19 protein-coding genes are annotated in these 25,437 nt (G+C 63.4%); 7 read left to right on the top strand and 12 right to left on the bottom strand.

The window, feature by feature from the left end; translation table 11 throughout:
* Window positions 1-67: 67 nt before the first annotated feature.
* From nfuA to LK03_RS15870, 3 genes are all read right to left on the bottom strand, one after another.
* Window positions 68-652, bottom strand: coding sequence for a Fe-S biogenesis protein NfuA (gene nfuA, locus LK03_RS15880; protein WP_038413346.1), 585 nt, complete (start codon window positions 650-652; stop codon window positions 68-70).
* Window positions 653-722: 70 nt separating this feature from the next.
* Entirely contained in the window at window positions 723-1,745 is a 1,023-nt protein-coding gene (locus LK03_RS15875; RefSeq protein ID WP_038413345.1) for an acyltransferase family protein, read from the bottom strand.
* A gap of 128 nt (window positions 1,746-1,873) precedes the next feature.
* On the bottom strand, window positions 1,874-4,189 hold the full coding sequence (locus tag LK03_RS15870; RefSeq protein WP_156109572.1) for a fatty acid cis/trans isomerase: 2,316 nt from the start codon (window positions 4,187-4,189) through the stop codon (window positions 1,874-1,876).
* Window positions 4,190-4,367: 178 nt separating this feature from the next.
* Between LK03_RS15870 and metH the strand changes: the two genes are divergently transcribed.
* Window positions 4,368-8,075, top strand: a complete 3,708-nt coding sequence (gene metH, locus LK03_RS15865) for a methionine synthase (RefSeq protein WP_038413343.1) — start codon at window positions 4,368-4,370, stop codon at window positions 8,073-8,075.
* Window positions 8,076-8,120: 45 nt separating this feature from the next.
* On the opposite strand, the gene LK03_RS15860 is transcribed toward metH, so the two are convergent.
* The gene (locus LK03_RS15860) at window positions 8,121-8,711 is read right to left on the bottom strand and encodes a TetR/AcrR family transcriptional regulator (protein WP_038413342.1); all 591 of its coding nucleotides are present in this window, start codon (window positions 8,709-8,711) and stop codon (window positions 8,121-8,123) included.
* 137 nt (window positions 8,712-8,848) lie between these two features.
* Here LK03_RS15860 and LK03_RS15855 point away from each other — a divergent pair, with 137 nt between their 5' ends.
* Together LK03_RS15855 and LK03_RS15850 are read left to right on the top strand one after the other, a co-directional pair.
* Complete coding sequence (locus LK03_RS15855) at window positions 8,849-10,057, top strand: MFS transporter (protein WP_038413341.1); 1,209 nt, start codon at window positions 8,849-8,851, stop codon at window positions 10,055-10,057.
* Window positions 10,058-10,082: 25 nt separating this feature from the next.
* Entirely contained in the window at window positions 10,083-11,288 is a 1,206-nt protein-coding gene (locus LK03_RS15850; RefSeq protein WP_049870511.1) for an MFS transporter, read from the top strand.
* 287 nt (window positions 11,289-11,575) lie between these two features.
* Here LK03_RS15850 and LK03_RS15845 read toward each other — a convergent pair whose 3' ends face one another.
* Window positions 11,576-11,986, bottom strand: coding sequence for a hypothetical protein (locus LK03_RS15845; protein ID WP_038413340.1), 411 nt, complete (start codon window positions 11,984-11,986; stop codon window positions 11,576-11,578).
* Window positions 11,987-12,487: 501 nt separating this feature from the next.
* Entirely contained in the window at window positions 12,488-13,555 is a 1,068-nt protein-coding gene (locus tag LK03_RS15840; RefSeq protein ID WP_038413339.1) for an ABC transporter substrate-binding protein, read from the bottom strand.
* A 212-nt stretch (window positions 13,556-13,767) separates the two neighbouring features.
* Here LK03_RS15840 and LK03_RS15835 point away from each other — a divergent pair, with 212 nt between their 5' ends.
* Both LK03_RS15835 and LK03_RS15830 read left to right on the top strand, forming a co-directional pair.
* A complete protein-coding gene (locus LK03_RS15835) occupies window positions 13,768-15,420 on the top strand; it encodes a nitrite/sulfite reductase (RefSeq protein WP_038413338.1) in 1,653 nt (550 codons plus the stop codon).
* Window positions 15,404-15,898, top strand: a complete 495-nt coding sequence (locus LK03_RS15830; RefSeq protein WP_028696430.1) for a DUF934 domain-containing protein — start codon at window positions 15,404-15,406, stop codon at window positions 15,896-15,898. Before LK03_RS15835 ends, LK03_RS15830 begins: the two co-directional genes overlap by 17 nt.
* 131 nt (window positions 15,899-16,029) lie before the next feature.
* Here the strand turns inward: LK03_RS15830 and LK03_RS15825 are convergent, their stop codons facing one another.
* Window positions 16,030-17,388: a hypothetical protein gene (locus LK03_RS15825; protein ID WP_156109544.1), complete on the bottom strand. Its 1,359-nt coding sequence runs from the start codon at window positions 17,386-17,388 to the stop codon at window positions 16,030-16,032.
* Between the two features lie 114 nt (window positions 17,389-17,502).
* Between LK03_RS15825 and LK03_RS15820 the strand changes: the two genes are divergently transcribed.
* Window positions 17,503-18,279 (top strand): alpha/beta fold hydrolase, encoded by a 777-nt coding sequence (locus LK03_RS15820; RefSeq protein WP_038413335.1) that lies wholly within the window; start codon window positions 17,503-17,505, stop codon window positions 18,277-18,279.
* Window positions 18,280-18,326: 47 nt separating this feature from the next.
* Here LK03_RS15820 and LK03_RS15815 read toward each other — a convergent pair whose 3' ends face one another.
* Both LK03_RS15815 and LK03_RS15810 read right to left on the bottom strand, forming a co-directional pair.
* On the bottom strand, window positions 18,327-20,120 hold the full coding sequence (locus tag LK03_RS15815; RefSeq protein ID WP_038413334.1) for a thiamine pyrophosphate-requiring protein: 1,794 nt from the start codon (window positions 20,118-20,120) through the stop codon (window positions 18,327-18,329).
* 166 nt (window positions 20,121-20,286) lie between these two features.
* On the bottom strand, window positions 20,287-21,273 hold the full coding sequence (locus tag LK03_RS15810; protein WP_038413333.1) for a zeta toxin family protein: 987 nt from the start codon (window positions 21,271-21,273) through the stop codon (window positions 20,287-20,289).
* Window positions 21,274-21,447: 174 nt separating this feature from the next.
* Here LK03_RS15810 and LK03_RS15805 point away from each other — a divergent pair, with 174 nt between their 5' ends.
* Window positions 21,448-22,251 (top strand): class I SAM-dependent methyltransferase, encoded by an 804-nt coding sequence (locus LK03_RS15805; protein ID WP_038413332.1) that lies wholly within the window; start codon window positions 21,448-21,450, stop codon window positions 22,249-22,251.
* Between the two features lie 6 nt (window positions 22,252-22,257).
* On the opposite strand, the gene LK03_RS15800 is transcribed toward LK03_RS15805, so the two are convergent.
* Genes LK03_RS15800 through LK03_RS15790 form a run of 3 tightly spaced genes read right to left on the bottom strand, consistent with a single transcriptional unit; the run spans window position 22,258 to window position 25,186 of the window.
* Complete coding sequence (locus LK03_RS15800) at window positions 22,258-23,553, bottom strand: NAD(P)/FAD-dependent oxidoreductase (RefSeq protein WP_038413331.1); 1,296 nt, start codon at window positions 23,551-23,553, stop codon at window positions 22,258-22,260.
* Between the two features lie 43 nt (window positions 23,554-23,596).
* Window positions 23,597-24,019, bottom strand: coding sequence for a RidA family protein (locus LK03_RS15795; RefSeq protein WP_038413329.1), 423 nt, complete (start codon window positions 24,017-24,019; stop codon window positions 23,597-23,599).
* Window positions 24,020-24,046: 27 nt separating this feature from the next.
* Window positions 24,047-25,186, bottom strand: a complete 1,140-nt coding sequence (locus tag LK03_RS15790; protein WP_038413327.1) for a tyramine oxidase subunit B — start codon at window positions 25,184-25,186, stop codon at window positions 24,047-24,049.
* Window positions 25,187-25,437: the final 251 nt, after the last annotated feature.

The following is a 25,437-nucleotide window of genomic DNA, read 5'->3' as shown; positions in this document are numbered from 1 at the left end:
GCTATCGGCCACTGGAAACGCAACGGGCCCGGTGCTGCAAGCGCCGGGCCCGTTGCGTGTCACCCACTTAGTAGTAGGCGTTTTCTTTCTGCGTATGATCGGTCACGTCACGCACGCCCTTGAGCTCGGGAACGCGCTCGAGCAAGGTGCGCTCGATGCCATCGCGCAGCGTCACATCGGCCTGACCACAACCCTGGCAACCACCACCGAACTGCAGCACCGCAATGCCGTCGTCGACCACATCGATCAGGCTGACCTGGCCGCCGTGGCTGGCAAGACCCGGATTGATTTCGGTTTGCAGGTAGTAGTTGATGCGCTCGTTGAGCGGGCTGTCGTCACTGACCATCGGCACCTTGGCATTCGGCGCCTTGATGGTCAGCTGGCCGCCCATGCGGTCGGTGGCGTAATCGACCAGCGCGTCCTCCAGGAACGGCTCGCTCAGTGCATCGATGTAGGCGGTGAAACTCTTCAGGCCCACCGCGGTGTCTTCAGGCTTTTCCTCACCCGGCTTGCAGTAGGCGATGCAGGTTTCTGCGTACTGGGTGCCTGGCTGGGTGATGAATACGCGAATGCCGATGCCCGGCGTGTTCTGCTTGGAGAGCAGATCGGCCAGGTAGTCATGGGCGGCGTCGGTAATGGTTATAGCGCTCATGGAAGTTCCTCACAGACTTGCCGGCAAGTGTACGCCAACCGGCTCGACGAACAAAGTCCTAGCATTCTAGTCAGGAAAGCGCAGGCTGGCGGTTTTCCTCGGCCCGCGCCTCCATCAGCGCCCTGCCCTTGCGGTACAGGCCGCGCTCCAGCCACTGGTAGCTGGCCCACGACGCCAGGGCGATCAACGGCACGCAGAAGGCGAAGGTCAGGTACGGGTCCAGTTGCAGGCGCTGGCTGATCAACCAGCCGCTCCAGAGCACCAGCACGTGGATCAAATACACCGAGTACGAGCAGTCGCCAAGCACCTTGAGCAGCTGATTACCGCGGAAGTACGGCTCGAGGGCGATGAATGCCAGCACGATCAGCGCGCTGGGCAGGCCCCAGTGCAACAGGCGACTGGAGGCATCGAGGTGATAGATCGCGTAGCACGCGGCGGCCAGCACCGTGAGCGGCAGCCATAGCCCTTCACGGATCAGACCACGGCGGTAGGCCACCCCGATCCCGATGCCCAGGAGGAACTCATAGATGATGTTGTTGCTGTAGAACGTGCTGAGCACACCGAAACGTCCCAGCACCTCGCTGGCGATCAGCAGCGCAACGCTGACCAGTATCAGTTGATGCCGCTGACGCACGAAGAAAGCCAGGGCGAACAGCGCGTAGAAGAACATCTCGAAATTGAGCGTCCAGCCGACGTTGAGGGTCGGGTACATGCCGTACCCCCCCGGATTCTCCGCCGGGATGAACAACAGCGACAGCAGCAGGTGTTGCCATTCGAACACCTGATGGGGCATCCAGCGACTCGCGGCCAGCATCAGCAGGCCCATCAGCGCGGTGTAGAACCAGTAGGCCGGAACGATGCGCAGCAGGCGTTGCAGCATGAATTGGCGCGGAGCGATGTCTTTGTCGCGGGTGGAGAGGTAGATCACCAGCCCGCTGATGACGAAGAAGATGTCCACCCCCACCGCACCGCGTTCGGTGAACAGACGGCCGATGGGGCCGGAGGCATGGAAGTCGAAAAAGATCTGCATGAAGTGATGGCAAACCACCACCCAGGCGGCGAACGCCCGCAGTGCCTGAAGGGAATACAGCATGCGTGTTCCTGCGTCGTTGGTGCATTGCTGCCCCGACGGGCCGGTCGCGATGACCAGGCTGTCAGGGCGATTCAGGCAATACGACCGCAACAGGCCAGGAAAGGTCAGTGCCCTCCCCGGCCTTTGTCTTACAGGTTCTCGTAGCGGTTCATGTCCAGCACCCCGGCCTCGACCGGCTGGGTCTGCTCGATGTAACGGCTCAGGTCGTGGAAATAGTCCCAGAATTGCGGGTGGCTGCGGCGAATGCCCCAACGCTCGACGATGGCTTCGAAAGCCTGTTTGTCATCGCGCGCGTTCTGCAGCGCATCGACGAACGCCGGCACCTGATCACTCGGAATATTGAACATGAAGTTGGGGTAGCTGCTGAGCACCCCTGGGTACAGTGTCAGGGTGTCCAGCCCTGGCTGGTAGCGGTAGGCCTCGCCGAGCAGGAAGGCGACGTTGCTGTGGGCGCGGTTACGCAGCAGGCTGTACACCTCACGCTGGCCGTTGGGCAGCTCGATGCGCAGCATGGTCGCTTCGGGCAACTGGCCAATCACCTCCAGGCCCGCTGCCGGTCGCGACACCAGGCGGCTGAGCGACTGTTCGGCATTGCGCAGCGCCTCGGGCTGATCCGGACGCGAGCAATACGCGCCCGTGCAGCGGTTGATCGGATCAGGTGCGACGTTCAGGCCAGCGGTGCGCTGCAGCAACTTCAGGCCGAAGTCGCGGGTGGCGTGGTGCGGGTCGATGCCCAACGCACTCGCGGTGCTGGTGTCGATATCCTCATAGTCGAGCCACATCTTCAGCTTGCCGCTGTTCTGGTACCAGTCGCTGAGGATGTCGCCGCGCTTGCTGGCCGGCAGCAGGCGCAGGAAGTTGACCTCGGCGCCGTTGCGAATCAGGTCGAAGTACAGCCGCGTCTGCAGTTGGTGCGAAACGTTGCCGAACACGTCGAAGTTGACCGCCAACTGGTAATAGGTGCGTTCCAGCAACGGGTAGTCGAACAGCCAGGTGGTCAGTGGCACGTCGCCGATCAGGCCCTTGGTCACCGAGGCGCTGTCGAAGTGCCGGAAGATGCTCAGCAGTGCGTTGTCGTTGCCGCTCCACAAGGTTTCCCAGGTCGGCGGTGGCGTGTCGGCATAGGCGTCGCGGCGCAGCATCTCGTAGTCGTTGCGCTTGTCGCGATAGGCGCGCCACAGGCCGAGCACGCTGCCGACATCGTCGTTCTGTCCGGGCATGGCCAGCAATGGCGTGGCCTCGCCGCGGTAGCGGGCATCGGTGATGTACAGGTCGTGCTCCGGGTCCTGGAACAGCGCCCAGAAATTGTCGCGAATGACATCGGTGGCGATCTGCCCGCGGCACACCGAGCCGCGAATGAACGTGCGCACGAAGTACTCGGCGTTGTCGAGCATGAACTGATAGCGCGAGCGCGCCGGAATGGCCTCGAAGGTTTCGAACGGGTTGGCCCGACGCTGCGGGCCATAGCCAGGCAGCGAAGCCACTTGCCAGTCCCCGGCATAGAACAGTTGCTTGATTCGCGCGAGCTTGTCGGGGCTTGCCGGATAAGTGATGTGGGTCTTGTGAACGATCACCCCCTGCACCGGCACCAGGCGGTAGTAGAAATCGCTGCCCGGCGGGTCATTGGGGCGGCGGCTGGCGATGATGTCCACCGGCTGACCCGATGGCGTGCGCGAACGCACCCACTGGAAGAAGTGCCCGCGCTCACCGTTCTGGAAGTGGATGTGGGCCAGGAACAAATGCTCGTACAACCAGCGCGCCGCCAGCGCCTCGCTGGCCCCCGGACGGTTGAGCAAAGCCTCCCAGTCGGCGATCTGCCGGGCTTCGGCGGCGCTTGGCTTGACCGCGCTAGATTCCACCGGCGCACCGGCGGCCAGCCAGCGTTGCAGGGTCTGGTGTTCCTGATCGGTCAGGCCAGTGACCGCCAGCGGCATGCCTTCCCTGGGATGAGCGCCGGCGTAGGCGTCGAACTCGATGGGCGCCGGGCACATGTTCGTGCGGTTCAGGCCCAGCACGATGTCATCGGGAATCTTGGCGTTGGGCGTCAGCGGGGTCTTGTGCCCCAGTTCGAGCATGCGCGCCATCAGCGCCGCTTGGCTGCCCTGTTGGTCGAGCACCGAGTAAAAGCCCTTCTTGCGCCAGCCTTCTTCGCTGGTCGCGTCGTAGAACAGCCGCGTGGTGGGCACCGCGGAACTGCGCTCGCCCTGGTACACCGGCACCTTGGAACCGCCGCGCTGCACGCCCTCGGCACTGCCCAGGTTGAGCTGGCAAGCGGCATCGTTGCAGGCATGGCAGGCAACGCACTTCTCGGTGAGGATGGGCTGGATGTCACGGGTATAGGAAATCACCGGCGATGACTGAGGGCCACCCGCCAGGCCCGCAGGGCTCAGCAGCAAGGCCAGGGCGCAGACCACGGCGCTGGCAAGGGTACGACAACGATGCATCATGTACGGAGAATCCTGGTTCTAGAAGGCCATCACGATTAAGGACGGTTGGAGCACTTGCGCGGCGTGGGTGCGTGAACATGAGCGTCCTTCATGCAAAGGCACGGATCGTCTAAAAACCGTGCAACTTTGCTATCATCCCGCACCTTCTGATATCCGCCCGACCAGGTAGTTTGCCATGTCCGACCGCAGCGTTCGCCTTCAAGCCCTCCAGCATGCACTCAAGGAGCGCATCCTGATTCTTGACGGCGGCATGGGCACCATGATCCAGAGCTACCGCCTGGAAGAAGGCGACTATCGTGGCACGCGCTTCGCCGATTGGCCAAGCGATCTCAAAGGCAACAACGATTTACTGCTGCTGACCCAGCCGGACATCATCGCCGCCATCGAGAAAGCCTACCTCGATGCGGGCGCCGACATCCTCGAAACCAACACCTTCAACGCCACGCAGATTTCCCAGGCCGACTACGGCATGGAAAGCCTGGTGTACGAGCTGAACGTACAGGGCGCGCGCATCGCCCGCCAGGTGGCCGACGCCAAGACCCTGGAAACGCCCGATCGGCCGCGCTTCGTCGCCGGCGTGCTCGGCCCGACCAGCCGCACCTGTTCGATCTCCCCGGACGTCAACGACCCAGGCTACCGCAACGTCACCTTCGACGAGCTGGTCGAGAACTACATCGAAGCCACCCGCGGCCTGATCGAGGGCGGCGCCGACCTGATCCTGATCGAGACGATCTTCGACACCCTCAACGCCAAAGCGGCGATCTTCGCCGTGCAGCAGGTGTTCGAAGACGACGGCGTGGAACTGCCGATCATGATTTCCGGGACCATCACCGATGCATCCGGCCGGACCCTTTCAGGCCAGACCACCGAGGCGTTCTGGAACTCGGTGCGCCACGCCAAACCGATTTCCGTGGGTCTGAACTGCGCCCTCGGCGCCAAGGACCTGCGCCCCTACCTGGAAGAGCTGTCGAGCAAGGCCGACACCCATGTCTCGGCCCACCCCAACGCCGGCCTGCCCAACGCCTTCGGCGAATACGACGAGACCCCGGCAGAAATGGCCGCAGTGGTCGAAGAGTTTGCCGCCAGCGGCTTTCTCAACATCATCGGCGGTTGCTGCGGCACCACCCCTGGGCACATCCAGGCGATCGCCGAGGCGGTCGGCAAGTACGCGCCGCGGGCCATTCCCGATATTGCCAAGGCCTGCCGCCTGTCGGGCCTCGAGCCGTTCACCATCGACCGGCAGTCGCTGTTCGTCAACGTCGGCGAGCGCACCAACATCACAGGTTCGGCCAAGTTCGCCCGGCTGATCCGCGAGGAAAACTACACCGAAGCGCTGGAAGTGGCCCTGCAGCAGGTCGAGGCCGGTGCCCAGGTGATCGACATCAACATGGACGAAGGGATGCTCGACTCCCAGGCGGCCATGGTCCGTTTCCTCAACCTGATCGCCGGGGAGCCTGATATTTCCCGGGTGCCAATCATGATCGACTCCTCCAAGTGGGAGGTGATCGAGGCGGGCCTGAAGTGCATTCAGGGCAAGGGCATCGTCAACTCGATCTCGATGAAGGAAGGCGTCGAGCAGTTCAAGCACCACGCTCGCCTGTGCAAGCGCTACGGCGCTGCAGTGGTGGTGATGGCGTTCGATGAAGTCGGTCAGGCCGACACCGCCGAGCGCAAGCGGGAAATCTGCCAGCGCAGCTACGACATTCTGGTCGATGAAGTGGGCTTCCCGCCGGAAGACATCATCTTCGACCCGAACATCTTCGCCGTCGCCACGGGTATCGAAGAGCACAACAACTACGCCGTCGACTTCATTGAAGCCTGTGCCTATATCCGCGACCACCTGCCCCATGCGCTGACCTCCGGCGGTGTGTCCAACGTGTCGTTCTCGTTCCGCGGCAACAACCCGGTGCGCGAGGCGATCCACTCGGTGTTCCTCTTCCACGCCATCCAGAACGGCCTGACCATGGGCATCGTCAACGCCGGGCAGTTGGAAATCTACGACGAGATCCCGACCCAGTTGCGGGAAAAAGTCGAGGACGTGGTACTCAACCGCACGCCCGAAGGCACCGATGCGCTGCTGGCCATTGCCGACGACTACAAAGGCGGCGGGGCGGTCAAGGAAGTGGAAAACGAAGCCTGGCGCTCGCTGCCGGTCGATAAACGCCTGGAACACGCGCTGGTAAAAGGCATCACCGCGTTCATCGTCGAAGACACCGAGGAGTGCCGCCAGCAGTGCGCGCGGCCGATCGAGGTGATCGAAGGCCCGCTGATGAGCGGCATGAACGTGGTCGGCGACCTGTTCGGTGCGGGCAAGATGTTCCTGCCCCAGGTGGTCAAGTCGGCGCGGGTGATGAAGCAGGCGGTGGCCCACCTGATTCCGTTCATCGAAGCCGAAAAAGGCGACAAGCCCGAAGCCAAGGGCAAGATTCTGATGGCCACGGTGAAAGGCGATGTCCATGACATCGGCAAGAACATCGTCGGCGTGGTGCTCGGGTGCAACGGCTACGACATCGTCGACCTCGGCGTGATGGTGCCGGCCGAGAAGATCCTGCAGACCGCCCGCGAGCAGAAGTGCGACATCATCGGCCTGTCCGGGCTGATCACCCCATCGCTGGATGAAATGGTTCACGTTGCCCGGGAAATGCAGCGCCAGGACTTCTGCCTGCCGTTGATGATCGGCGGCGCCACCACCTCCAAGGCGCACACGGCGGTGAAGATCGAGCCCAGGTACAGCAACGATGCGGTGGTGTATGTCACCGATGCCTCGCGGGCCGTGGGTGTCGCCACCCAGCTGCTGTCCAAGGAGCTCAAGCCTTCCTTCGTCGACAAGACCCGCCAGGAATACGTCGAGGTGCGAGAGCGCACCGCCAACCGCAGCGCCCGTACCGAGCGCCTGAGCTATGCCCAGGCGGTTGCCGCCAAGCCGCAGTACGACTGGGCCACCTACCAGCCGACGGTGCCCAGCTTCACGGGCGTCAAAGTGCTGGAAGATATCGATCTGCGCACCTTGAGCGAGTACATCGACTGGACGCCGTTCTTCATTTCCTGGGACCTGGCCGGCAAATTCCCGCGTATTCTCAGCGATGAGGTGGTGGGTGAAGCGGCGACGGCGCTGTATCAGGATGCCCGCGAGATGCTCGACAAGCTGATCGACGAAAAACTCATCAGCGCCCGCGCCGTGTTCGGTTTCTGGCCCGCCAGCCAGGTGATGGACGACGACATCGAAGTCTACGGCGACGATGGTCAGCCGCTTGCCACCCTCCACCATCTGCGTCAGCAGACCATCAAGCCCGATGGCAAGCCGAACTGGTCGCTGGCCGACTTCGTCGCACCGAAAGACAGCGGCCTTACCGATTACGTCGGCGGCTTCATCACCACCGCGGGCATCGGCGCTGAGGAAGTAGCCAAGGCTTACCAGGACAAGGGCGACGACTACAACTCGATCATGGTCAAAGCGCTCGCCGACCGACTGGCCGAGGCTTGCGCCGAGTGGTTGCATGAACAGGTGCGCAAGGAGCATTGGGGTTATGCCCGCGACGAACAGCTGGACAACGAGGCGCTCATCAAGGAGCAGTACCGCGGTATCCGCCCTGCCCCCGGCTACCCGGCCTGCCCCGATCACACCGAGAAGCAAACCCTGTTCCGCCTGCTCGACGGCACCGCCATCGGCGAAACCGGCCCCAGCGGCGTGTTTCTTACCGAGCACTTCGCCATGTTCCCGGCCGCAGCGGTCAGCGGTTGGTACTTCGCCCATCCGCAGGCGCAGTATTTCGCCGTCGGCAAGGTCGACAAGGACCAGATCGAGCGCTACAGCGCACGCAAAGGGCAAGAGGTCAGCCTTAGCGAGCGCTGGCTGGCGCCGAACCTGGGCTACGATCACTGACCGATCCCAGCGCTCGTCGCCTACCGCGCCGAGCGCTTGCCCCGATCACGCCGAGGGGTGCAGCAAACCGCGCAACAGCAAGTCCAGCGCAGCACTGCAACGCTGCAGCCGCGCGGCACCCTCCTCGCCCTCGGCAATCCAGAACGCCGCTTCGGCCAGGCTACCGTAGATCAGCGATGCCAGGGCCTGAGCGTCGGCATGGGCGACCACTCGTTGCTGCATGAGGTTGTCGATCAGCCGCTGCATCGAATCGATGCAGTGGCGTTGCGAATCGGGCGAGGCGCCGCCCAGCGTCGCCCGTGCATCACGCAGCACGATTCGCTGGATTTCCGGCTCCAGGGCCATGCGCAAATACCCGTGACAGCGCTGGCGAAAACCTTCCCAGGCGTCTGCGCTGCCCTCTGAAATCGCCTGCAGGCGCGCATCCATTTCGCCATCGAGCTGCTCGACCACCGCGACCAGCAAGCCCTTCTTGTCGCCGAAATGGTGATACAGCGCCCCACGGGTCAAGCCCGCCCGAGCCGTAAGATCATCCATCGAGGTGGCCGCATAGCCCAGCTCACTGAAGCACTGGCGTGCGGTGGCCAGCAACGTGGCGCGGGTCTGTTCCATTTCGGCGCGGGTGCGGCGAACCATTTCCAGGACTCCTTACATACGAAGCGCATGATTATTTACAAACAGTTCGTATGAATATAGGCTCATATTCATACGCGATGTACGTATTGTTCCTGCCACGCCTGCCCAGGGCAAGCTTTCGCTTCGAGGAGACCGACATGCTCACCCCCTACAAAGAGCTCTTTTCCGCGCCCGGCACGCTGGGCTTCACGCTGGCGGGCCTGCTGGCACGGCTTGCCCTGCCAATGACGGGCATCGGCATCATCACCATGCTCGCACAGCTACAGGGGAGCTACACGCTGGCTGGGCGTGTCTGCGCGGTGTTCGTGTTGAGTTACGCGGTGGCGTCGCCGCAGATTTCCAGGCTGGTCGACCGTCGTGGACAGCGTCGCATACTCCCGGTGGCCACCGCCGTCAGCGTGCTCGGCTTCGCTATTCTGCTGGCCGGTGCGTGGCGGCAGACTGTCGACTGGCCGCTGTATCTTGGCGCCGTGCTGGCTGGCTGCATGCCGAGCGTGTCGGCCATGGTGCGTGCTCGCTGGACCGCGCTGTATCGCGGCCAGCCTCGCCTGCAGACTGCCTATTCCCTGGAAGCCGTGCTGGACGAGGTCACCTTCATCATCGGGCCGCCGCTGTCGGTCGGGTTGTCCATCGCGGTGCTGCCCCAAGCCGGCCCAGTGGCCGCCGCCGTGTTGCTGGTGATCGGAATCGCGGCACTGGCGGCACAGACGTGCAGCGCGCCAGCACCCGAGGCGCAGGTCGAAACCTCCGAAAACGCCACGTCGCTGTTGCGCCAGCCGAGCGTGCAACTGCTCGCAGCGCTGATGATGGCCATGGGCGTGATCGTTGGCAGCGTGGACATCGTCAGCGTGGCTTTCGCCGAGCATGTCGGCCAACCGGCTGCGGCCAGCCTGGTGCTGTCGGCCTACGCCGTAGGCTCATGCGTGGCAGGCCTGTTGTTCGGCACTCTCGAACTGCGAACGCCGTTGCCCCGGCTGCTCGTGCTTGGGGCCCTGGCGACCGCCGTTGCCACTTTGCCGCTGACGCAGGTAGAGAGCATTGGCGCAATGGCGCTGGCGGTGCTGCTGGCAGGGTTGTTCTTCGCACCGACGCTGATCGTGGCCATGTCACTGGTCGAACGGCTGGTGCCCGAGCACAGGCTCACCGAAGGCCTGACCTGGTTGCTCGCGGGACTGAACGTTGGTGTCGCGCTGGGCGCAGCCGCCGCGGGCCAGGTGGTCGATGGCAACGGCGCACAGGCAGGATCGGCCGTTGCAGTGTGCGCTGGCGCAGCAGTGGTCATCACCGCGCTGGCGGGGTATCTACACCTTCGCCCACGGCGCCTGGCAGCGCCGGACATCGCCTGATTTCAGCGCGCGGAGGATTCAAAGCATGACTACCCCCCTCGCAGTGCCTGCTGGCACCGGTACGCTTCAACGTTGGTCGGCGGTGCTCGCCGTGGGCCTGGCAACCTTCTCGGTAGTGACCACGGAAATGCTGGCAGTTGGACTGCTGACGCCGATTGCCGACACCTTGGCGACATCCACCGGCAGCGCTGGGCTGATGGTTTCGTTGCCGGCGTTGCTGGCGGCGTTGTTCGCGCCTCTGGTGGTGCTGGCGTGTGGCGGCATGGACCGGCGCTGGATTCTCTGTGGCTTGCTGGGGCTGCTGGTGGTTGCCAATAGCGCCTCGGCGGTCGCGCCGACCCTGGGTTGGATGCTGGCCGCCAGGGTTCTGTTGGGACTGTGCATGGGCGGTATCTGGGCCATCGCCGGGGGGCTTGCGGCGCGACTGGTGCCCAGCGATGCGGTGGGTCTTGCGACGTCGATCATCTTTGGTGGGGTCGCGGCAGCGTCGGTGCTGGGGGTGCCCATCGGTGCATTGATCGGTGAGTGGCTCGGATGGCGCTGGGCATTCGCCAGCATGGCAGCATTCAGTGCCTTGGTATTGGCCATGCAGATGCTGGCCCTGCCGCCGTTACCGGTCAGCGCCTCGGCGACGATGGCAGCCTTCGTGCAACAGTTGGGCAATCGCCGGGTGCAGCTCGGGCTGCTGCTGACCCTGCTGCTTGTGGCCGGACACTTCGCGGCCTTCACCTTCGTCCGTCCATTGCTGCAAGCGTCCGGTTTCGCCGGGCACTGGGTCGGCGCACTGTTGCTCGCCTACGGCGTGGCCGGCATCCTCGGCAACTTCCTTGCAGGCCTTGGCGCCACACGGCACCTGCTCCTGAGCGTCGGCATCATTGCGCTGGGTTTGACGCTGACGCCTGCGCTGCTGCTGGGCGTTGGCCACTCGCCGTTTGGCGGTGGCGTGATGTTGCTGATCTGGGGGCTGGCCTATGGCGGCGTGTCGGTCGGCCTGATGACCTGGATGATGCGCGCCGCACCGCAGGCCGTCGAAATAGCCAGTGCCCTGTATGTAGGGATATTCAACATAGGGATCGCCTTAGGCGCCTGGGCCGGTGGGCAGGCAGTGGATGGCTGGGGGCTGACGGCGTGTCTGTGGTTAGCCGGTGGTCTTGCAGCCAGCGCATCGTTACTGCTGTTGGCGATCGCCAGAAGTCCGCTGCGCCCGGCCAGTTCGGACACCCCGTGCTGATGGCAACGCGCCCGGCTGATCGCTCGGCCGGGCGTCGGTGATGCCAGCACCGGATAACGACGATGCTACAGGCGGCTGACCCAATATGCGGCAGTGACCACCACCAGCACGATCAGGCACAGAATCGCCCAGGTATCGACACTGCTGGCAGGCTTGCGGACCTTGCTTGGATTACCCATTTGCTGGCCTCTTGTCGTTGCAATGAACGTGTCTGTACACAGTTAAGACGAGCTATTCCCTTCCTTCAAGCAGGGTCTTTAGCCAACCGACCGGCCGCACAGGTTCGCTCAGCCATTGGGCAATCCCACATCACGCGCAACCGAATCGCTCAAGGCGAGCAAGAACCCATTGCTGCGGTTCTCCATGACATGCTCACGAACCTGGGTGATGAAATTCACCTCGTCAGCGTACACATGGCTGAAGTGCCCGCTCACGATTGCCAGGTCACCCAGGTTATCTCTGCCCTGCTCGACACTCAGCATCTGCCAACCGTCGCCGGTCGAGAAATGTGTCTGGGCGTTCTGTTCGCCGTGCAGGTAGCTGAGGTAGTTCAAGCCGTCGAGGTTGGCCAGACCCTTGCCCAGCATCAGCACGGCACCGGCGCCGCCGTCCTTCAGCACAATGGCCATGGGCAGGTCGAGGCGGCCCACATCGTTGATACGCACCGCTGCATTGTTGACCGAACTGTTGCACTGCATGATGTAGAACGCGGCGGCAATGTAGGCCCGAGCCTGAGCCTCGCCATGGACGGGTCGAGCACAAAGGCCGAGTGCGGTGATATCTGGATATCGTCATTGACCAGGATGTACTGGGTCTCCACGGTCGAGTGAAAGTAGTGGCGGACATCGTTGCGAAAACGTGTGACGGCATCCGAGTTGACGAATGCGGTCGCCGCTGCAACGTCGGGGAAGTTGATACGCAGCGTGTTCGGGTCGAACTGCGGCGGATTGTTCACCGCCCGGAGTTCGACCAACGCCTGCTTGATCGCCAGGATATGTGCCTTGACTGCATCCGGTGCGCAGCGTGCGCCAAATCGCTGGCGAGTCGCTCGTCAGCGTTCATCAGGATCGGCTCGAAGCCTTGCGCATGCACCGTCACTGATGGATCGCCAGCAGTGTGCGTTGGCTCTGCGGGAGGGGTGGCAAACACTGTGGACATGGGGCGAGTCCTCGGGAAATGAGACGCGGCCAGGATCGGGATCAGAGCTGCGGCGGTTGCAGAAACGGATAGCGATAGTCTGGCCCTCTCCCTTCGGCGCTGAGGGGGCGAAAACGTACCCCCAGGTCGGGCCGTCGCAGCCGCTGCAACCAGCGCTGCGCACCGGCGGCATCGATCAGTTGCAGGGCCGGCACGGTGTGCTCGCGCTGTCCGTCGCGATCCACCGGCACGCCATGGGCGTCGTCATGCAGCATCACCATGGCCCAGCCACCGACGGTGAAGTGGCCGCCGACCAGCACGCTGAGGCGGCCGTCGATACGCGCCTGCAAGGCTTGCGGGGAGGCATTGACCGCACTGAACAGCACATCGCGCCCCGGCTCGCGCCCAGCCTCAGCGAAGGCTTGCATGGCACCGAAGGCCATTTCGTCGTTGGCGCACCAGACCAGGCGTGCATCCGGATAACGCTGCACCAGCACCTGCGCCTGCTCGTAGGCGCGTTGCCGGCTCCAGCCACCGTACACGACCTGGCGCAGGCGCACCTGCGGGTAGTCGGCCAAGGCCCGGCGCATGCCATCCTCACGTGCTTGCGAGGCGGGCGTGTTCTTCACCGCCGAAAAGGCCAGCAGGTCAATGGTGCCATTACTGGCCGGCAGTTTCGCCAGCAAGCCGTGAAGCATCTGGAAACCGGCCTGCTCGTCGTTGACGGTCAAGGTGCCGAGCACCGGCGCATAGACCTGCGGCTGGGCGTCGATGGTGTGGGTTTGCGCAGGGGTCAGCGGGTTGTTGACCAGGAACATCTTGACCCCGCTGTCGTGTGCCAAACGCAGGATCTGCGGCGCTACGTACTGCTCGTTGACCATCACCAGATAATCGGGCTTGTCGGCAGATTCCAGCACCTGACGCGCCTGATCACGCGTGGTCGCGACCTCGCGGTCGCTGTACTCGACGCGCAGATGCATGCCCAGCTCATCTGCCGCGGCCTGCATGAAGGCCGCGTAGCGCACCCAGTAGTCTTCCTTGCCGTGGCCAGGGTTGAGGAACACCACCGACGCTCCTTGGGCGACAACGGGGAACAACACGCCAAGCCACAGGCCGAGGGCCTTGAGCATCGAGATACATTCCTGCAGAGCAAACGCCGGATTATAGACCTACTGGCGCAAGACACAAATAACAGTCAGTCTCGTTTAGTTCGACTGGTTATTTGCATATGCAAAAACATCACTTTAGCGCATAAACGCAACCTGATACATTTCCCCGGCTCCGAGACGGAGTGCGCGGCCGTGCGCGCGAATAGCTGCATGCAGCCTGAGACAGGACTTTTATGTACGTATACGACGAGTACGATCAGCGGATCATCGAGGACCGCGTCAAGCAGTTCCGTGATCAGACCCGCCGCTATCTGGCCGGGGAACTGAGCGAAGAAGAATTCCGCCCTCTGCGTCTGCAGAACGGCCTGTACATCCAACGTTTCGCGCCGATGCTGCGTGTCGCTGTGCCTTACGGCCAGCTGAACGCCACCCAGGTTCGTACCCTGGCCAAGATCGCCCGCGACTACGACAAGGGCTATGCCCACATCAGTACCCGGCAGAACGTGCAGTACAACTGGCCGGCCCTGGAAGACATTCCGGACATCCTCGCCGAACTGGCCACCGTGCAGATGCACGCCATCCAGACCAGCGGCAACTGCCTGCGCAACACCACCACCGACCAATTTGCCGGCGTCGCTGCCGACGAGCTGGTCGACCCGCGTCCATGGTGCGAAATCGTCCGTCAGTGGACCACCTTCCACCCCGAGTTCGCCTACCTGCCGCGCAAGTTCAAGATCGCCATCAACGGCTCGAAAGACGACCGCGCAGCCATCGAAGTGCACGACATCGGCCTGGAGCCGGTGCGCAACGAAGCCGGCGAACTGGGCTTCCGGGTGCTGGTCGGTGGTGGCCTGGGCCGTACCCCGGTGGTGGGTTCGTTCATCAACGAGTTCCTGCCCTGGCAAGACCTGATCAGCTACCTCGACGCCATCCTGCGCGTGTACAACCGTTACGGCCGCCGTGACAACAAGTACAAGGCGCGGATCAAGATTCTGGTCAAGGCACTGACCCCGGAAGTCTTCGCCGAGAAAGTCGAGGCCGAAATGGTCCACCTGCGCGGCGGTGACAGCACCCTGACCGAGGCTGAAGTCGAGCGCGTCTCGCGGCACTTCGTCGACCCGGCCTACCAGGCCCTGGACAACGTCGACTACAGCGCCCTCGACCAGGACTTCCCAGGCTTTGCCCGCTGGCGTTCGCGCAACACCCGTGCGCACAAGCGCCCCGGTTACGTGGCCGTGACCCTGTCGCTCAAGCCCACCGGCATCGCCCCGGGCGATCTGACCGACAAGCAGCTCGATGCCGTGGCCGATCTGGCCGAGCGCTACAGCTTCGGCTTCCTGCGCACTTCGCACGAGCAGAACATCATCCTCGCCGACGTCGAGCAGCGTCAGTTGCACACGTTGTGGCAGGAACTGCGCGAGAGCGGCTTCGCCACGCCGAACATCGGCCTGCTGACCGACATCATCTGCTGCCCTGGCGGCGATTACTGCTCGCTGGCCAACGCCAAGTCGATCCCGATCGCCGAATCCATCCAGCGCCGCTTCGATGACCTCGACTACCTGTTCGACATCGGTGAGCTCGACCTGAACATCTCCGGCTGCATGAACGCCTGTGGTCACCACCACGTCGGGCACATCGGCATTCTTGGCGTCGACAAGAAGGGCGAAGAGTTCTATCAGGTGTCGCTGGGCGGCAGTGCTTCGCGCGACGCCAGCCTGGGCAAGATCCTTGGCCCCTCGTTCGCCCAGGAGCAGATGGCCGAGGTGATCGGCAAGCTGATCGATGTCTACGTCGAGAAACGCACCGAAGACGAACGCTTCATCGACACCTACCAGCGGATCGGGATCGACCCCTTCAAGGAGCGCGTCTATGCAGCGAATCATTAAGAACCAGCAGATCATCGATGAAACCTGGCACCTGCTACCCAAGGACGCTTCGTTCGATGAACTGAGCAACTGCGATGACTACATCGTGCCGTTGCAGATGTGGCGCGACCATGGCCATGCCCTCAAGGCCCGTGACGGCGGCTTGGGTGTGTGGCTGGATGCCGACGAAGAGGCCGAGGAAATCGGTGAGCACGTCGCCGACTTCCAGGTGATCGCCCTGAACTTCCCGGCCTTCACCGACGGGCGCAACTACTCCAACGCGCGCCTGCTGCGTGACCGCTACAAGTTCACCGGCGAGCTGCGCGCCATCGGCGATGTGCTGCGCGACCAGTTGTTCTACATGGCCCGCTGCGGTTTCGATGCGTTCGCCATTCGCGCCGACAAAGACCCGGTCGATGCACTGGAGGGGCTGAAGGACTTCTCGGTAACCTATCAAGGCGCCACCGATCAGCCGCTGCCACTGTTCCGCCGCCGCTAAGGCCGAGTAGGAGCGAGTTCACTCGCGATGGGCCGCAAAGCGGCCCCAACGGCCGTTACGCTATTCTGGCAGGCATATCCCGGCCGCCTGGGTTGGGGCTGCTTGGCAGGCCATCGCGGCTGAAGCCGCTCCTACAAATAGTCGCTTATCACGTGCTCCACGCGTGGATCTTTCCACTCGCGCAACTGCGCAAGAAAGGCGTCAGGCAATCTGCCGTCCTCCGGAAACGTCATCTGCAGCAGCCCCGGGATGTACTGGTCGAGGGTGGTCTTGCCGCCTGAAACCATCTGCAGGGTGCGATCCAGCTCAGACCAGAACGCTGCCCCCTGGTGATAGGCCAACTCCAGAGCCCGTGGCCGGTCACTGGCAAACAGCGCTTCAATCTCGGCAAAACGGTGCTCAACTGGCCTGCTCGGCGCAATGAAGCGCTGGGTCAGCCTGGCCACCGCCACCTCATCATCGATAGCCCGGTGCATGGCACGCAATCCATAGTATTGAGCGAGGCTCTCATTGACCCACGCAGGCAACGCAGGTAGTTGGCCGCGCCGTGCATTGGCCAGTTGATGGAACTGTTCATGGGCCAGAATCATGAAGGTCGCGGCGCGATGGTGACGCGCGTTGGCCGCATCGCCAATCACGTAGTTGGCCAGAAAACTCCGCTCTCCGGCTGCCCCACCGGCACGCCCATGCTGCGCATCGATACCCACCCAGACCACCATCAATGAACGCGCGTTCTCAGGCACTTCAGCTGCGCCATAGACCACCTCGCCGAGGTAGCGCAGGGCCTTCTCATGCGCGCTCAACAACTCGAGCCTGCCGACCCGTGGCCAGTCATCGGCCACATAGCGTACCGAGAAGTCACCGACCTGCCGAGGTTCGATGCGCGGCGTTCCGACGATGAAGAACTCCGGTGCGCTGTCGCTGGCCGGAAGCTGCCAGTGCCCCTGCGCAGCAGGTGTGGCGCCCAGCACCGACGTGTGCGCATCACCCGCCCGCAAGGTGTCGTGCCCGGTACTGCCGTTGACCAGGCGCAACAGTGAGCTGGGCTCGGAAAGCAACGCCCACTCAGCCTTCAGCAACAGCCTGCTGGCCTGGCTGGAAACATCGAATTCACCGTCCTGCACGACCGGCGTGTCCACCGTCCAGCTGACCTGACGGCAGCCAGGAGGTGCCAGCCAGTAGCCATGCTCATCCTGAGCCAGCGCAAAGCCACCGTCACAGACCGGCGCGCGCACTTGCGCGGCGAGGCTCCAATAGACGCCACGTGCCTCGAGCTTGCGCAGTTCGAAGTTGTATTCGGGGTCCAGCGTCATCGTGACCCGCAGACCGGGAGAGCCACCCTGCACCCAATCCACTGTGTAACTATTATCGGCCTGGGCGCATGTAGCCATGGCGGCCAGCAGTTGCAGGGCTATCAGTCGGCGAAACAGTGGTCGGCGCCTGGGTAATTGCGGGGCATTCATTCTGAAAATCGTCACCGCGGGGAACAAGGCACAGACGGTAACTCAAATGGCACTGCCCAGGCATCAAACCACACGCAGCAACGGCTGCGCAGTAAAATGCACCGCGCATAACGCCACAGCTCGCGGGAAAGGATGAAACCCATGACGCGCTTCAATCACCACGACGGCAACTCTCTGCAGATCGGAGATGCACGTATCTATTACGAGCAACAGGGTAACCCCCACGGCCCCACCGTGCTCCTGCTGCACGGCGGAATGGGCACTCTGGATAGCTTCACTGCGCTCACCCCGCACTTGAGCCAACAGTACCGCCTGATCAGCGTCGACAGCCGTGGACATGGCAAGTCCACGCTGGGCTCAGCCGCCCTCACCTATCAACGCCTGCAGCACGACGTCGAAGCGCTGATCGACCATCTGCACCTGCGCCGCGTCAGTGTCATCGGCCACAGCGACGGCGGGATCGTTGGCTTGCGTCTGGCGGCCGCTCGGGCCGTGCAGGTCGACAAACTGGTGACCCTTGGCGCGCACTGGACACTGCACGCTGATGACCCTGTGCGGGGAATGTACGCCGGGATCACTGCCGAGCGCTGGCGCCAGATGTTCACCGCGGAGGTGGAGCGCTATGAGGCGACGAATCCCCAGCCAGGCTTCGACAGGCTCATGGAGGCAGTAAAGGCGATGTGGCTGGACGAGAGCGACACCGGCTACCCAGGCGAAACGGTGCGTGACATCACCGCAGAACTGCTGGTGGTACGCGGTGACGACGATCATCTGGTGTCACGCAGCAACGCGGTGGAACTGGCAGACAGGGTGCCGGGCGCTCGCCTGCTGAACCTGCCCTACGCCGACCACTCGGTCCATGAAACCCAGGCGCCGTGGCTGCTGCCGGTGCTTGACAGGTTCCTGCAGTCAGCCTGACAGCCTGCCTGAGCCCGTCAGCCTTGCGCCGACGGGCTCAACCGCTTTCAGTCGCCCTTTTTGCCCGGCAGCACACTGCTCAGCAACTGCTTGGCCGTCTGCTTGATGATCCCCGCTTCGTTCGGGTCGCCCTTGAGCAGGGTCGAGGTGAGTTTTTTCGCCTGTTCCAATTTGATGTGCGGCGGCAACGGCGCGACGTTGGGATCGGTCTTGAACTCGATCAACACCGGCACATCGCTGGCCAGCGCTTTTTCCCAGGCTGCGGCAACGTCTTCTTCGCGGTCGACGAAAATGCCCTTCAGGCCAATGGAAATGGCGAATAGGTGATACGGCACATCGGGGATGTCCTGGGAAGCGGAGAACTTCGGATCGCCCTCCATCACCCGCTGCTCCCAGGTCACCTGATTAAGGTCTTCGTTGTTGAACACCGCGCAGATCCAGCGGCCATTGCCCCAGCGCTGCCAGTACTTGGCGACGGTGATCAGCTCGGCGAGGTTGTTCATCTGCATGGCGCCGTCACCGACCAGGGCGATCACCGGCCGCTCGGGATGGGCGAACTTGGCGGCGATGGCATAGGGCACTGCAGCGCCCATCGAGGCCAGACCTCCCGACAACGAGCACATCATGCCTTCGCGGATTTTCAGGTCGCGGGCGAACCAGTTGGCGCACGAGCCTGAGTCGCTGGTGATGATCGAGGCGTCCGGCAACTGCGCCGACAACTCGTGCACCACGCGTTGCGGGTTGATCGGGTCAGCGCTGGTCAGGGCACGCTTGTTCAGTTTCTTGTCCCAGGCCGCATGCCAGCGTTCGACCTTCTGCTGCCACTTGCGCTCGGCCTTGCGCTCGATCAGCGGCAGCAAGGCGCTCAAGGTATCGGCGGCATCACCGGCCAGGCACACCTCCATCGGGTAACGCAGGCTGAGCATGCCCGGGCTGATGTCGATCTGTACGCCGCGGGCCTGGCCTTCCTTGGGCAGGAATTCGGCGTAGGGGAAGCCCGAGCCGATCATCAGCAGGGTGTCGCACTCCTCCATCAACTGGTAGCTCGGCTCGGTACCGAGCAGCCCGATGCTGCCGGTGACCCACGGCAGGTCATCGGGCAGCACTGCCTTGCCCAGCAACGCCTTGGCCACGCCGGCGCCAAGCTTTTCGGCGATGGCGCGCACCTGCTCGCTGGCGCCCAAGGCCCCGGCACCGACCAGAATCGCCACCCGCTTACCCTCGTTGAGCACCTGCGCGGCGCGCTCCAGGTCGTGCTCGTAGGGCACGGTTTTCGGCCGGCTGTAACCCACCCCGGAATGCACCGTGCCGTGGGCGCGGGCGGGTTCTTCGTAGGGCAGGTCTTGCAGGTCGTTGGGCAAAATCAAGGTGGTGACGCGGCGCTCGCCAATGGCGATGCGCACCGCGCGATCGAGCAGGTGGCGCACCTGCGACACCTCGGACGCCTGTTGCACGAAGGCCCCGGAGACATCCTTGAACATCGACAGCAGGTCCAGCTCTTGCTGGTAATGACCGCCGATGGCGGTGCGCGCTTGCTGCCCGGCAATCGCCAGCACCGGCATGTGGTCCATGCGCGCGTCGTACAGGCCGGTCAGCAGGTGCGAAGCCCCTGGCCCGGAGGTGGCGATGCACACCCCCAGCTCGCCGGTGAACTTGGCATGGGCGCTGGCCATGAACGCGGCCATTTCTTCATGCCGGCATTGCACGAACTCGATCTTTCCCGGCGCCCGACGCATGGCGCCGAACACCCCGTTGATGCCGTCGCCCGGGTAGCCAAAGATGCGCGTGACACCCCACTGGGTGAGTCGCTCGATCAGGAAGTCGCCTACGGTGATGGTCATGGCCCAGATCCTCGGTAGCTGCGTGTGCGGTGTGTGTAAGACAGGTACGTGGAGGTTGTGACCGGGCATGGCGATGGGGTGTTCAGAGAAATGTTAACGCAGATGGCGAGCCACAGCGTCTGGGCACCCGCCTCGCCATCTGCCCGTGACCTCGATTGCAGATCGCTCAGGGATACACGTAGGTGAGCACGTACAGGCTCAGCTCACGAAACACCGACGCCGGCACCTTGGGCATCTGCGCCTGGGCACGCGCCAGGCTGTTGCAGCAGGCCTGCACCAAGTGCTGGCGCTGCGCCGCCTCGATGATGCCGGCATGCACCACCTGGGCATATTGCAGATAGCTGCACGGCGCATTGGCCTGTGGGTCGCGACGAATCTCGAAGGACGGGTTGAGCTGCGGCAGGGTGATGAATGGCACGCCCTGGTAATCGGCTTGCGGCAGCAGTTCGCTGGGGTTGACGCAGCGACTGTGGCACAGCGGCTGGCTCTGCAGGTTGGTGTCGAAACCACGGTGGTAAAGGGTGATCTGCGAGCCGGGCACTTGCAGGCAGGCATTTTCGAAGGCATCGAGGATGGCCCGGGCGTTGAGCTGTGAGGCCTCGATGCTCGACAGCGGCACGAAGCGCTCCAGCTCGTCACGGGCCAGGCTCTTGATACAGCGGTCCAGGGTGGACCAATGGCTGAAGACTTTCTGGCAGGCGATCATGTGCACCTCGAACTGGTAGCCCTGCTCCACCGCAGCCGGTGGAAATTGCGCGAACAGCGGGCTATCCAGTGCGGTTTCCATGATGATGTTGTACTGATTGTCGAAGGCATACTGGAACACCCGCCTGCCCAGTGCCCAGACGAACGCCTCGGTGTGCTCGTAGACATGCAGCGTGCCGTGCGCCTGCATCGCTGCGTAGTGCGGATGCAGTTCGCGAAACGTCGGCAGGTACAGGCGCACGTAGTTGTCGTAGCGCCCGCTGGGCAGCAGGCTGTTCTCTAGCAGGTAGGTCTTGCCCGAGCCCTGCGCGCCGGCCACGATCAGCAGCTTGGGCGCTGGAGGGCAAGTTTCGCACTCGCTGTCACGGGTGGTATCGAACAGCGTGGTAGCCAAGGTTTCAAACGCTTGGGTGACATCACTGTCGCTGAAAGAATAGAGGGTGTCCATGCGGGAAGACTCCAGAGAAAGACGGCCGGAAGTGGCCGGCGTCACTCTAGGCAAGCTCCTCACACTGGAACGGGTACTTAACTAATGCCAGCACCAGGCGCTTGCAGGAATGCGGTCCGCTGGCCACCATCGGCGCGTCCCCCAAACGCCGGATCAACAGGAGTGATCGACGCCATGCCCTGCACCGATGATGTGATTGCCCATAACCGCGAGGCCTGGAACGCTTCTGCCCCGCAACACCGCGATACGCCCGCCTGGCAGCGGCTGTGCGATGCGGTGCGCAACGAGCGCTTCAACTGCTTCGACGCCACACTCAATACTCTGCTCAGCCAGCTCGACCTGAGCGGCAAGCGGGTTATCCAGCTGGGCTGCAACAATGGCCGCGAGGTGCTGTCGCTGTTCGCGCTGGGTGCGCGCGAGGCGGTCGGGGTCGATCAGTCGGCAGCGTTCCTTGAGCACGCGCAGGCACTGAGCGCGCTGTCACCCCATGCGCCGACCTTCATCGAAGCGGATATTCATCACCTGCCAGCCTCGCTCACGCAGCACTTCGATGTGGCGCTGATCACCATCGGCGTACTCAACTGGATGCCGGATCTGGGCGCGTTCCTGCGCCATGTCGCCAGCACCCTGGTGCCGGGCGGGCATCTGGTGATCTACGAAACTCACCCGTTCCTGGAGGTGTTCGAACCCAGCGCCGCCGACCCTTGGCAGGTGGCCCGTTCGTACTTCCAGCGCGAACCACTGGTCGAGGACGGCGCCATCGTCTACGAGGGACAAGGCCAGGCCATCGGCCTACCCTCGTACTGGCACCTGTACACCCTCGGTGATCTATTCAACGGGCTTCTGGCTGCGGGACTGCACTTACGCGGCTTCGCGGAGTACGCCCACTCCAACCGCGAGGACCTCTACGATCTGTACGAACAGGGTGGCGAACGGCAAGTGCCGATGTGCTACACCCTGGTCGCGCAGAAGGCCTGAGCCGGTTCAGACGAAACGGTCGAAATGATACGGCGCAGGATCGATGATCGGCGTCTGCCCGGATACCAGGTCGGCGGCCAGTTGCCCGGCAGCCGGTGAGGTGCCGAAGCCGTGGCCGGAGAAGCCGGTGGCCACGGTCAGCCCCGGAATAGCCGCCACCGGACCGATCACCGGGTTGGAATCGGGGGTGATGTCGATGGTGCCGGCCCAGGCCTGCTCGACTGTCGCCTGCTCGAACACCGGCCAGGCGGCGCGCAGGTTGCGCAAGGCCTCATCGTTGAGTTTGGGGTTGGCCTGTGGGTCTTTGATGCGCACCTTCTCGAACGGCGACACCTGGTCGCCCCGCCAGCGCCGCGCCAGGGCCAGGTCGGCGAACAGGTCGCGGCCCACGCCTACGCGCAGAAAACTGCGCTGGGCACGTAGCGCGGGCATGTATTTGGGCGCCAGCAGGAAGTGATCGAGGGTCAGCGAGGCATCCAGGGCGCCGCGCTGGGTGACGATGAAGCCGCCCTCCTTGTGCTTGCGGAACGAGAAATCCGGCGCACCGACGGCGATTTCGGTCGGCCCGGCCATTGGCGCGGTGCGCATCACCGAGCAGATCAGCGGCAAGGTCGGCAAGCTCACGCCTTCGTTGCCCAGGAAGCGCCGCGACCACAACCCACCGGCCAAAAGCACTTGGCTGCAGCGCACCTCGCCGACCTCGGTGAGCACGCCACTGACCTGCCCCGCCGAGCGCACCAGCGCACGCACCGCGCACTGTTCGACGATGATCGCGCCCTTGGCCATGGCCGCAGCGGCAATGGCACTGGAAGCGAGGGTCGGTTCGGCACGGCCATCGGAGCCGGTGTAGATGCCACCGACCCATGGCTCGCGCCCCCCCGGCACCAGTTGTTCGATCTCGCGCCGGCTGAGCAGTCGCGAATCCAGATCGAGCCCGCCAACACTGTGCATCCAGCCCTCGTGCATGGCCATCTGCGCGCTGTTGCGGGCGACGAACATGATCCCGGCCTGGCGGTAGCCGACATCAGCGCCGACCCGCTCCGGCATCCCCGCCCACAACCGGTCGGCCGCCTGGGCCAGGGGAATGTCGTGGCTGTGGCGGCTGGTCTTGCGAATCCAGCCCAGGTTACGCGATGACTGCTCGGCGGCGATGCGGCCCTTTTCCAGCACCAGCACCGGGATACCGCGCTCGCTCAGCGCCAAAGCTGCGGTCAGCCCGATGATGCCGCCGCCGATGATCACCACCGTAGTCTCGCGCGGCAGCTGTTGGGAGGTGTTTACGGGGGCGATGGTCGGTGCCATGGACTGAACTCGATGCAGGGGAAGAAAAGACGCCGGACCAGTCTTACTGGCCCAGGTTGATGCGGGTGACGTTGGCGCGCCCGGCACCGCGGTAGGCGGTGACTTCCAGCTCGACTTTGTAGACGGTCGAACCCAGCGGCGGGCAGGTCACCGTGCTGGCCGGATCGATGCCGCGGAATTTCTCACCGACCACGCCCATCACCTGGGCCACATCCGCCGGGTTCTGGATGAATACCCGCGAACACACCACATCGGCCAGGCTGGCATCGACTGCGGCCAGTGCCGCTTCGATATTGGCGAACACCTGGTGGGTCTGCTCGATCAGGTCGTCGGAGATTTCCTTGGTCTGCGGATGACGGCCAGCGGTATTGGACACATGAATCCAATTGTCCACCGCGACCAGTCGCGAGTAACTTCCCATCTCTTCGTACTTGGAACCGGTTTTAACTTTGATGATGTCAGTCACGAAATAACTCCTTGATCAATGTCGCACTCAGCTCAGCGCCGGCACGTCCCACAAGTTCAACTTCACGCCAATGTTCTGCGCCACCGCATTGCGATAGATGACGGTGCCCCAGGCGACATCTTCGACCGGCATGCCGCCGACCGACAGGACGATGATTTCTTCATCGTTAGTGCGCGCAGGTGCTTCACCGGCAATGATCTTGCCGAGGTCTTCGATTTGCTCGAGGCGCAACTTGCCTTCATCGATCATGTCGAGAAAACGCACCCCCAGCAGCGGCACATGCTGATGGCCGGGTTTGGGCAGTTCTTCATGCCAGGCCTGGTACAGGCCGGTGTTGTCGACCACCTTGCGCACGTCGTCCTGCTCCATGCCCTCGTCCATGTTGGTAGCGGCGGGCATGGCCAGGAAGGCGCCGGGTTTGACCCAGGCACGCTCGATCATCGGGTATTGGCTGACGTCACCGGTGGCGCACGAGTTGCAGAATGTCACCAGGTCGGAATCGCGCACCACTGCCTCGATGCTGTCGACCACCGTGACGGTGGTGATCTGCGGGTACGTCTGCCTGACCCACTCGACGAAGTTGTTCAGGTTGTGCGCGCCGCGGCCCTTGATCTTCAGCGTGTCGATGTTCGGGCACACGGCCATGAACGCAGCCACGGTGGTCTTGCCCATCACCCCTGGGCCGAGCAGGCCGATGACGCGCGAGTCCTTGCGCGCCAGATGCCGCGCACCGACACCCGGAATGGCGCCGGTGCGGTAGGCCGACAGCAGGTTGGCCGACATGTGCGCCAGCGGCGCGCCGGTGTCCGGGTCGTTGAGGGTGAACATCAGAATCGAGCGCGGCAGGCCTTTTTCGCGGTTGGCGATGTTCGAGCCATACCACTTCACCCCGGCGGTGCAGAAGTTGCCACCCAGGTACGCCGGCATGGCCATCATGCGCCGGTCGGCGGTGGGCTTGGGCATGTTGGGGAATGGCGAATTCTCGGGAAAGATGACCATCGCGCCGTGGGAATCGTTATTCGGCCCGGCCATGCGGTAATCACCGTGGTACAACAGGCCAAACATCTCTTCCATGGTATTGACGCAACCGAGCATGTCGGTAACGCCGGCGCGGATCATGTCCTGTTCGGACAAGTAGATGAAGTCGATCTTAGTATTGTGGTTCATGCTCAGCCAGGCTCCGAACTTCGGAAAATAGAAAGGCCGTTATGGAATGCAGGCCTGTTCTTTGACGACCCGTTTCAATCGGCCGCGCCTGGCGACTGATTGAAGGACTGAGATCGATGATAAGGAGCGGGCCGATAAGCAGCTATCCCGAATCGGCAACAGTGCATGGCGAGGGGCAAGGGGATTATTTGCAGGTCAATGGATAACACAGGGGGCGTTGATCAACGCCCCGCTTATTTTTCAACCCTGGC

The organism is Pseudomonas cremoricolorata, from assembly GCF_000759535.1.
GTDB lineage: Bacteria > Pseudomonadota > Gammaproteobacteria > Pseudomonadales > Pseudomonadaceae > Aquipseudomonas > Aquipseudomonas cremoricolorata_A.
This window is presented reverse-complemented; position numbering and strand designations above follow the sequence as displayed.

Bases quoted from the DNA above. Each gene is read 5' to 3' on its own strand.
- nfuA (WP_038413346.1), bottom strand. From the start codon at position 652: ATGAGCGCTATAACCATTACCGACGCCGCCCATGACTACCTGGCCGAT.
- LK03_RS15875 (WP_038413345.1), bottom strand. From the start codon at position 1,745: ATGCTGTATTCCCTTCAGGCACTGCGGGCGTTCGCCGCCTGGGTGGTG.
- LK03_RS15870 (WP_156109572.1), bottom strand. From the start codon at position 4,189: ATGCATCGTTGTCGTACCCTTGCCAGCGCCGTGGTCTGCGCCCTGGCC.
- metH (WP_038413343.1), top strand. From the start codon at position 4,368: ATGTCCGACCGCAGCGTTCGCCTTCAAGCCCTCCAGCATGCACTCAAG.
- LK03_RS15860 (WP_038413342.1), bottom strand. From the start codon at position 8,711: ATGGTTCGCCGCACCCGCGCCGAAATGGAACAGACCCGCGCCACGTTG.
- LK03_RS15855 (WP_038413341.1), top strand. From the start codon at position 8,849: ATGCTCACCCCCTACAAAGAGCTCTTTTCCGCGCCCGGCACGCTGGGC.
- LK03_RS15850 (WP_049870511.1), top strand. From the start codon at position 10,083: ATGACTACCCCCCTCGCAGTGCCTGCTGGCACCGGTACGCTTCAACGT.
- LK03_RS15845 (WP_038413340.1), bottom strand. From the start codon at position 11,986: ATGCAGTGCAACAGTTCGGTCAACAATGCAGCGGTGCGTATCAACGAT.
- LK03_RS15840 (WP_038413339.1), bottom strand. From the start codon at position 13,555: ATGCTCAAGGCCCTCGGCCTGTGGCTTGGCGTGTTGTTCCCCGTTGTC.
- LK03_RS15835 (WP_038413338.1), top strand. From the start codon at position 13,768: ATGTACGTATACGACGAGTACGATCAGCGGATCATCGAGGACCGCGTC.
- LK03_RS15830 (WP_028696430.1), top strand. From the start codon at position 15,404: ATGCAGCGAATCATTAAGAACCAGCAGATCATCGATGAAACCTGGCAC.
- LK03_RS15820 (WP_038413335.1), top strand. From the start codon at position 17,503: ATGACGCGCTTCAATCACCACGACGGCAACTCTCTGCAGATCGGAGAT.
- LK03_RS15815 (WP_038413334.1), bottom strand. From the start codon at position 20,120: ATGACCATCACCGTAGGCGACTTCCTGATCGAGCGACTCACCCAGTGG.
- LK03_RS15810 (WP_038413333.1), bottom strand. From the start codon at position 21,273: ATGGACACCCTCTATTCTTTCAGCGACAGTGATGTCACCCAAGCGTTT.
- LK03_RS15805 (WP_038413332.1), top strand. From the start codon at position 21,448: ATGCCCTGCACCGATGATGTGATTGCCCATAACCGCGAGGCCTGGAAC.
- LK03_RS15800 (WP_038413331.1), bottom strand. From the start codon at position 23,553: ATGGCACCGACCATCGCCCCCGTAAACACCTCCCAACAGCTGCCGCGC.
- LK03_RS15790 (WP_038413327.1), bottom strand. From the start codon at position 25,186: ATGAACCACAATACTAAGATCGACTTCATCTACTTGTCCGAACAGGAC.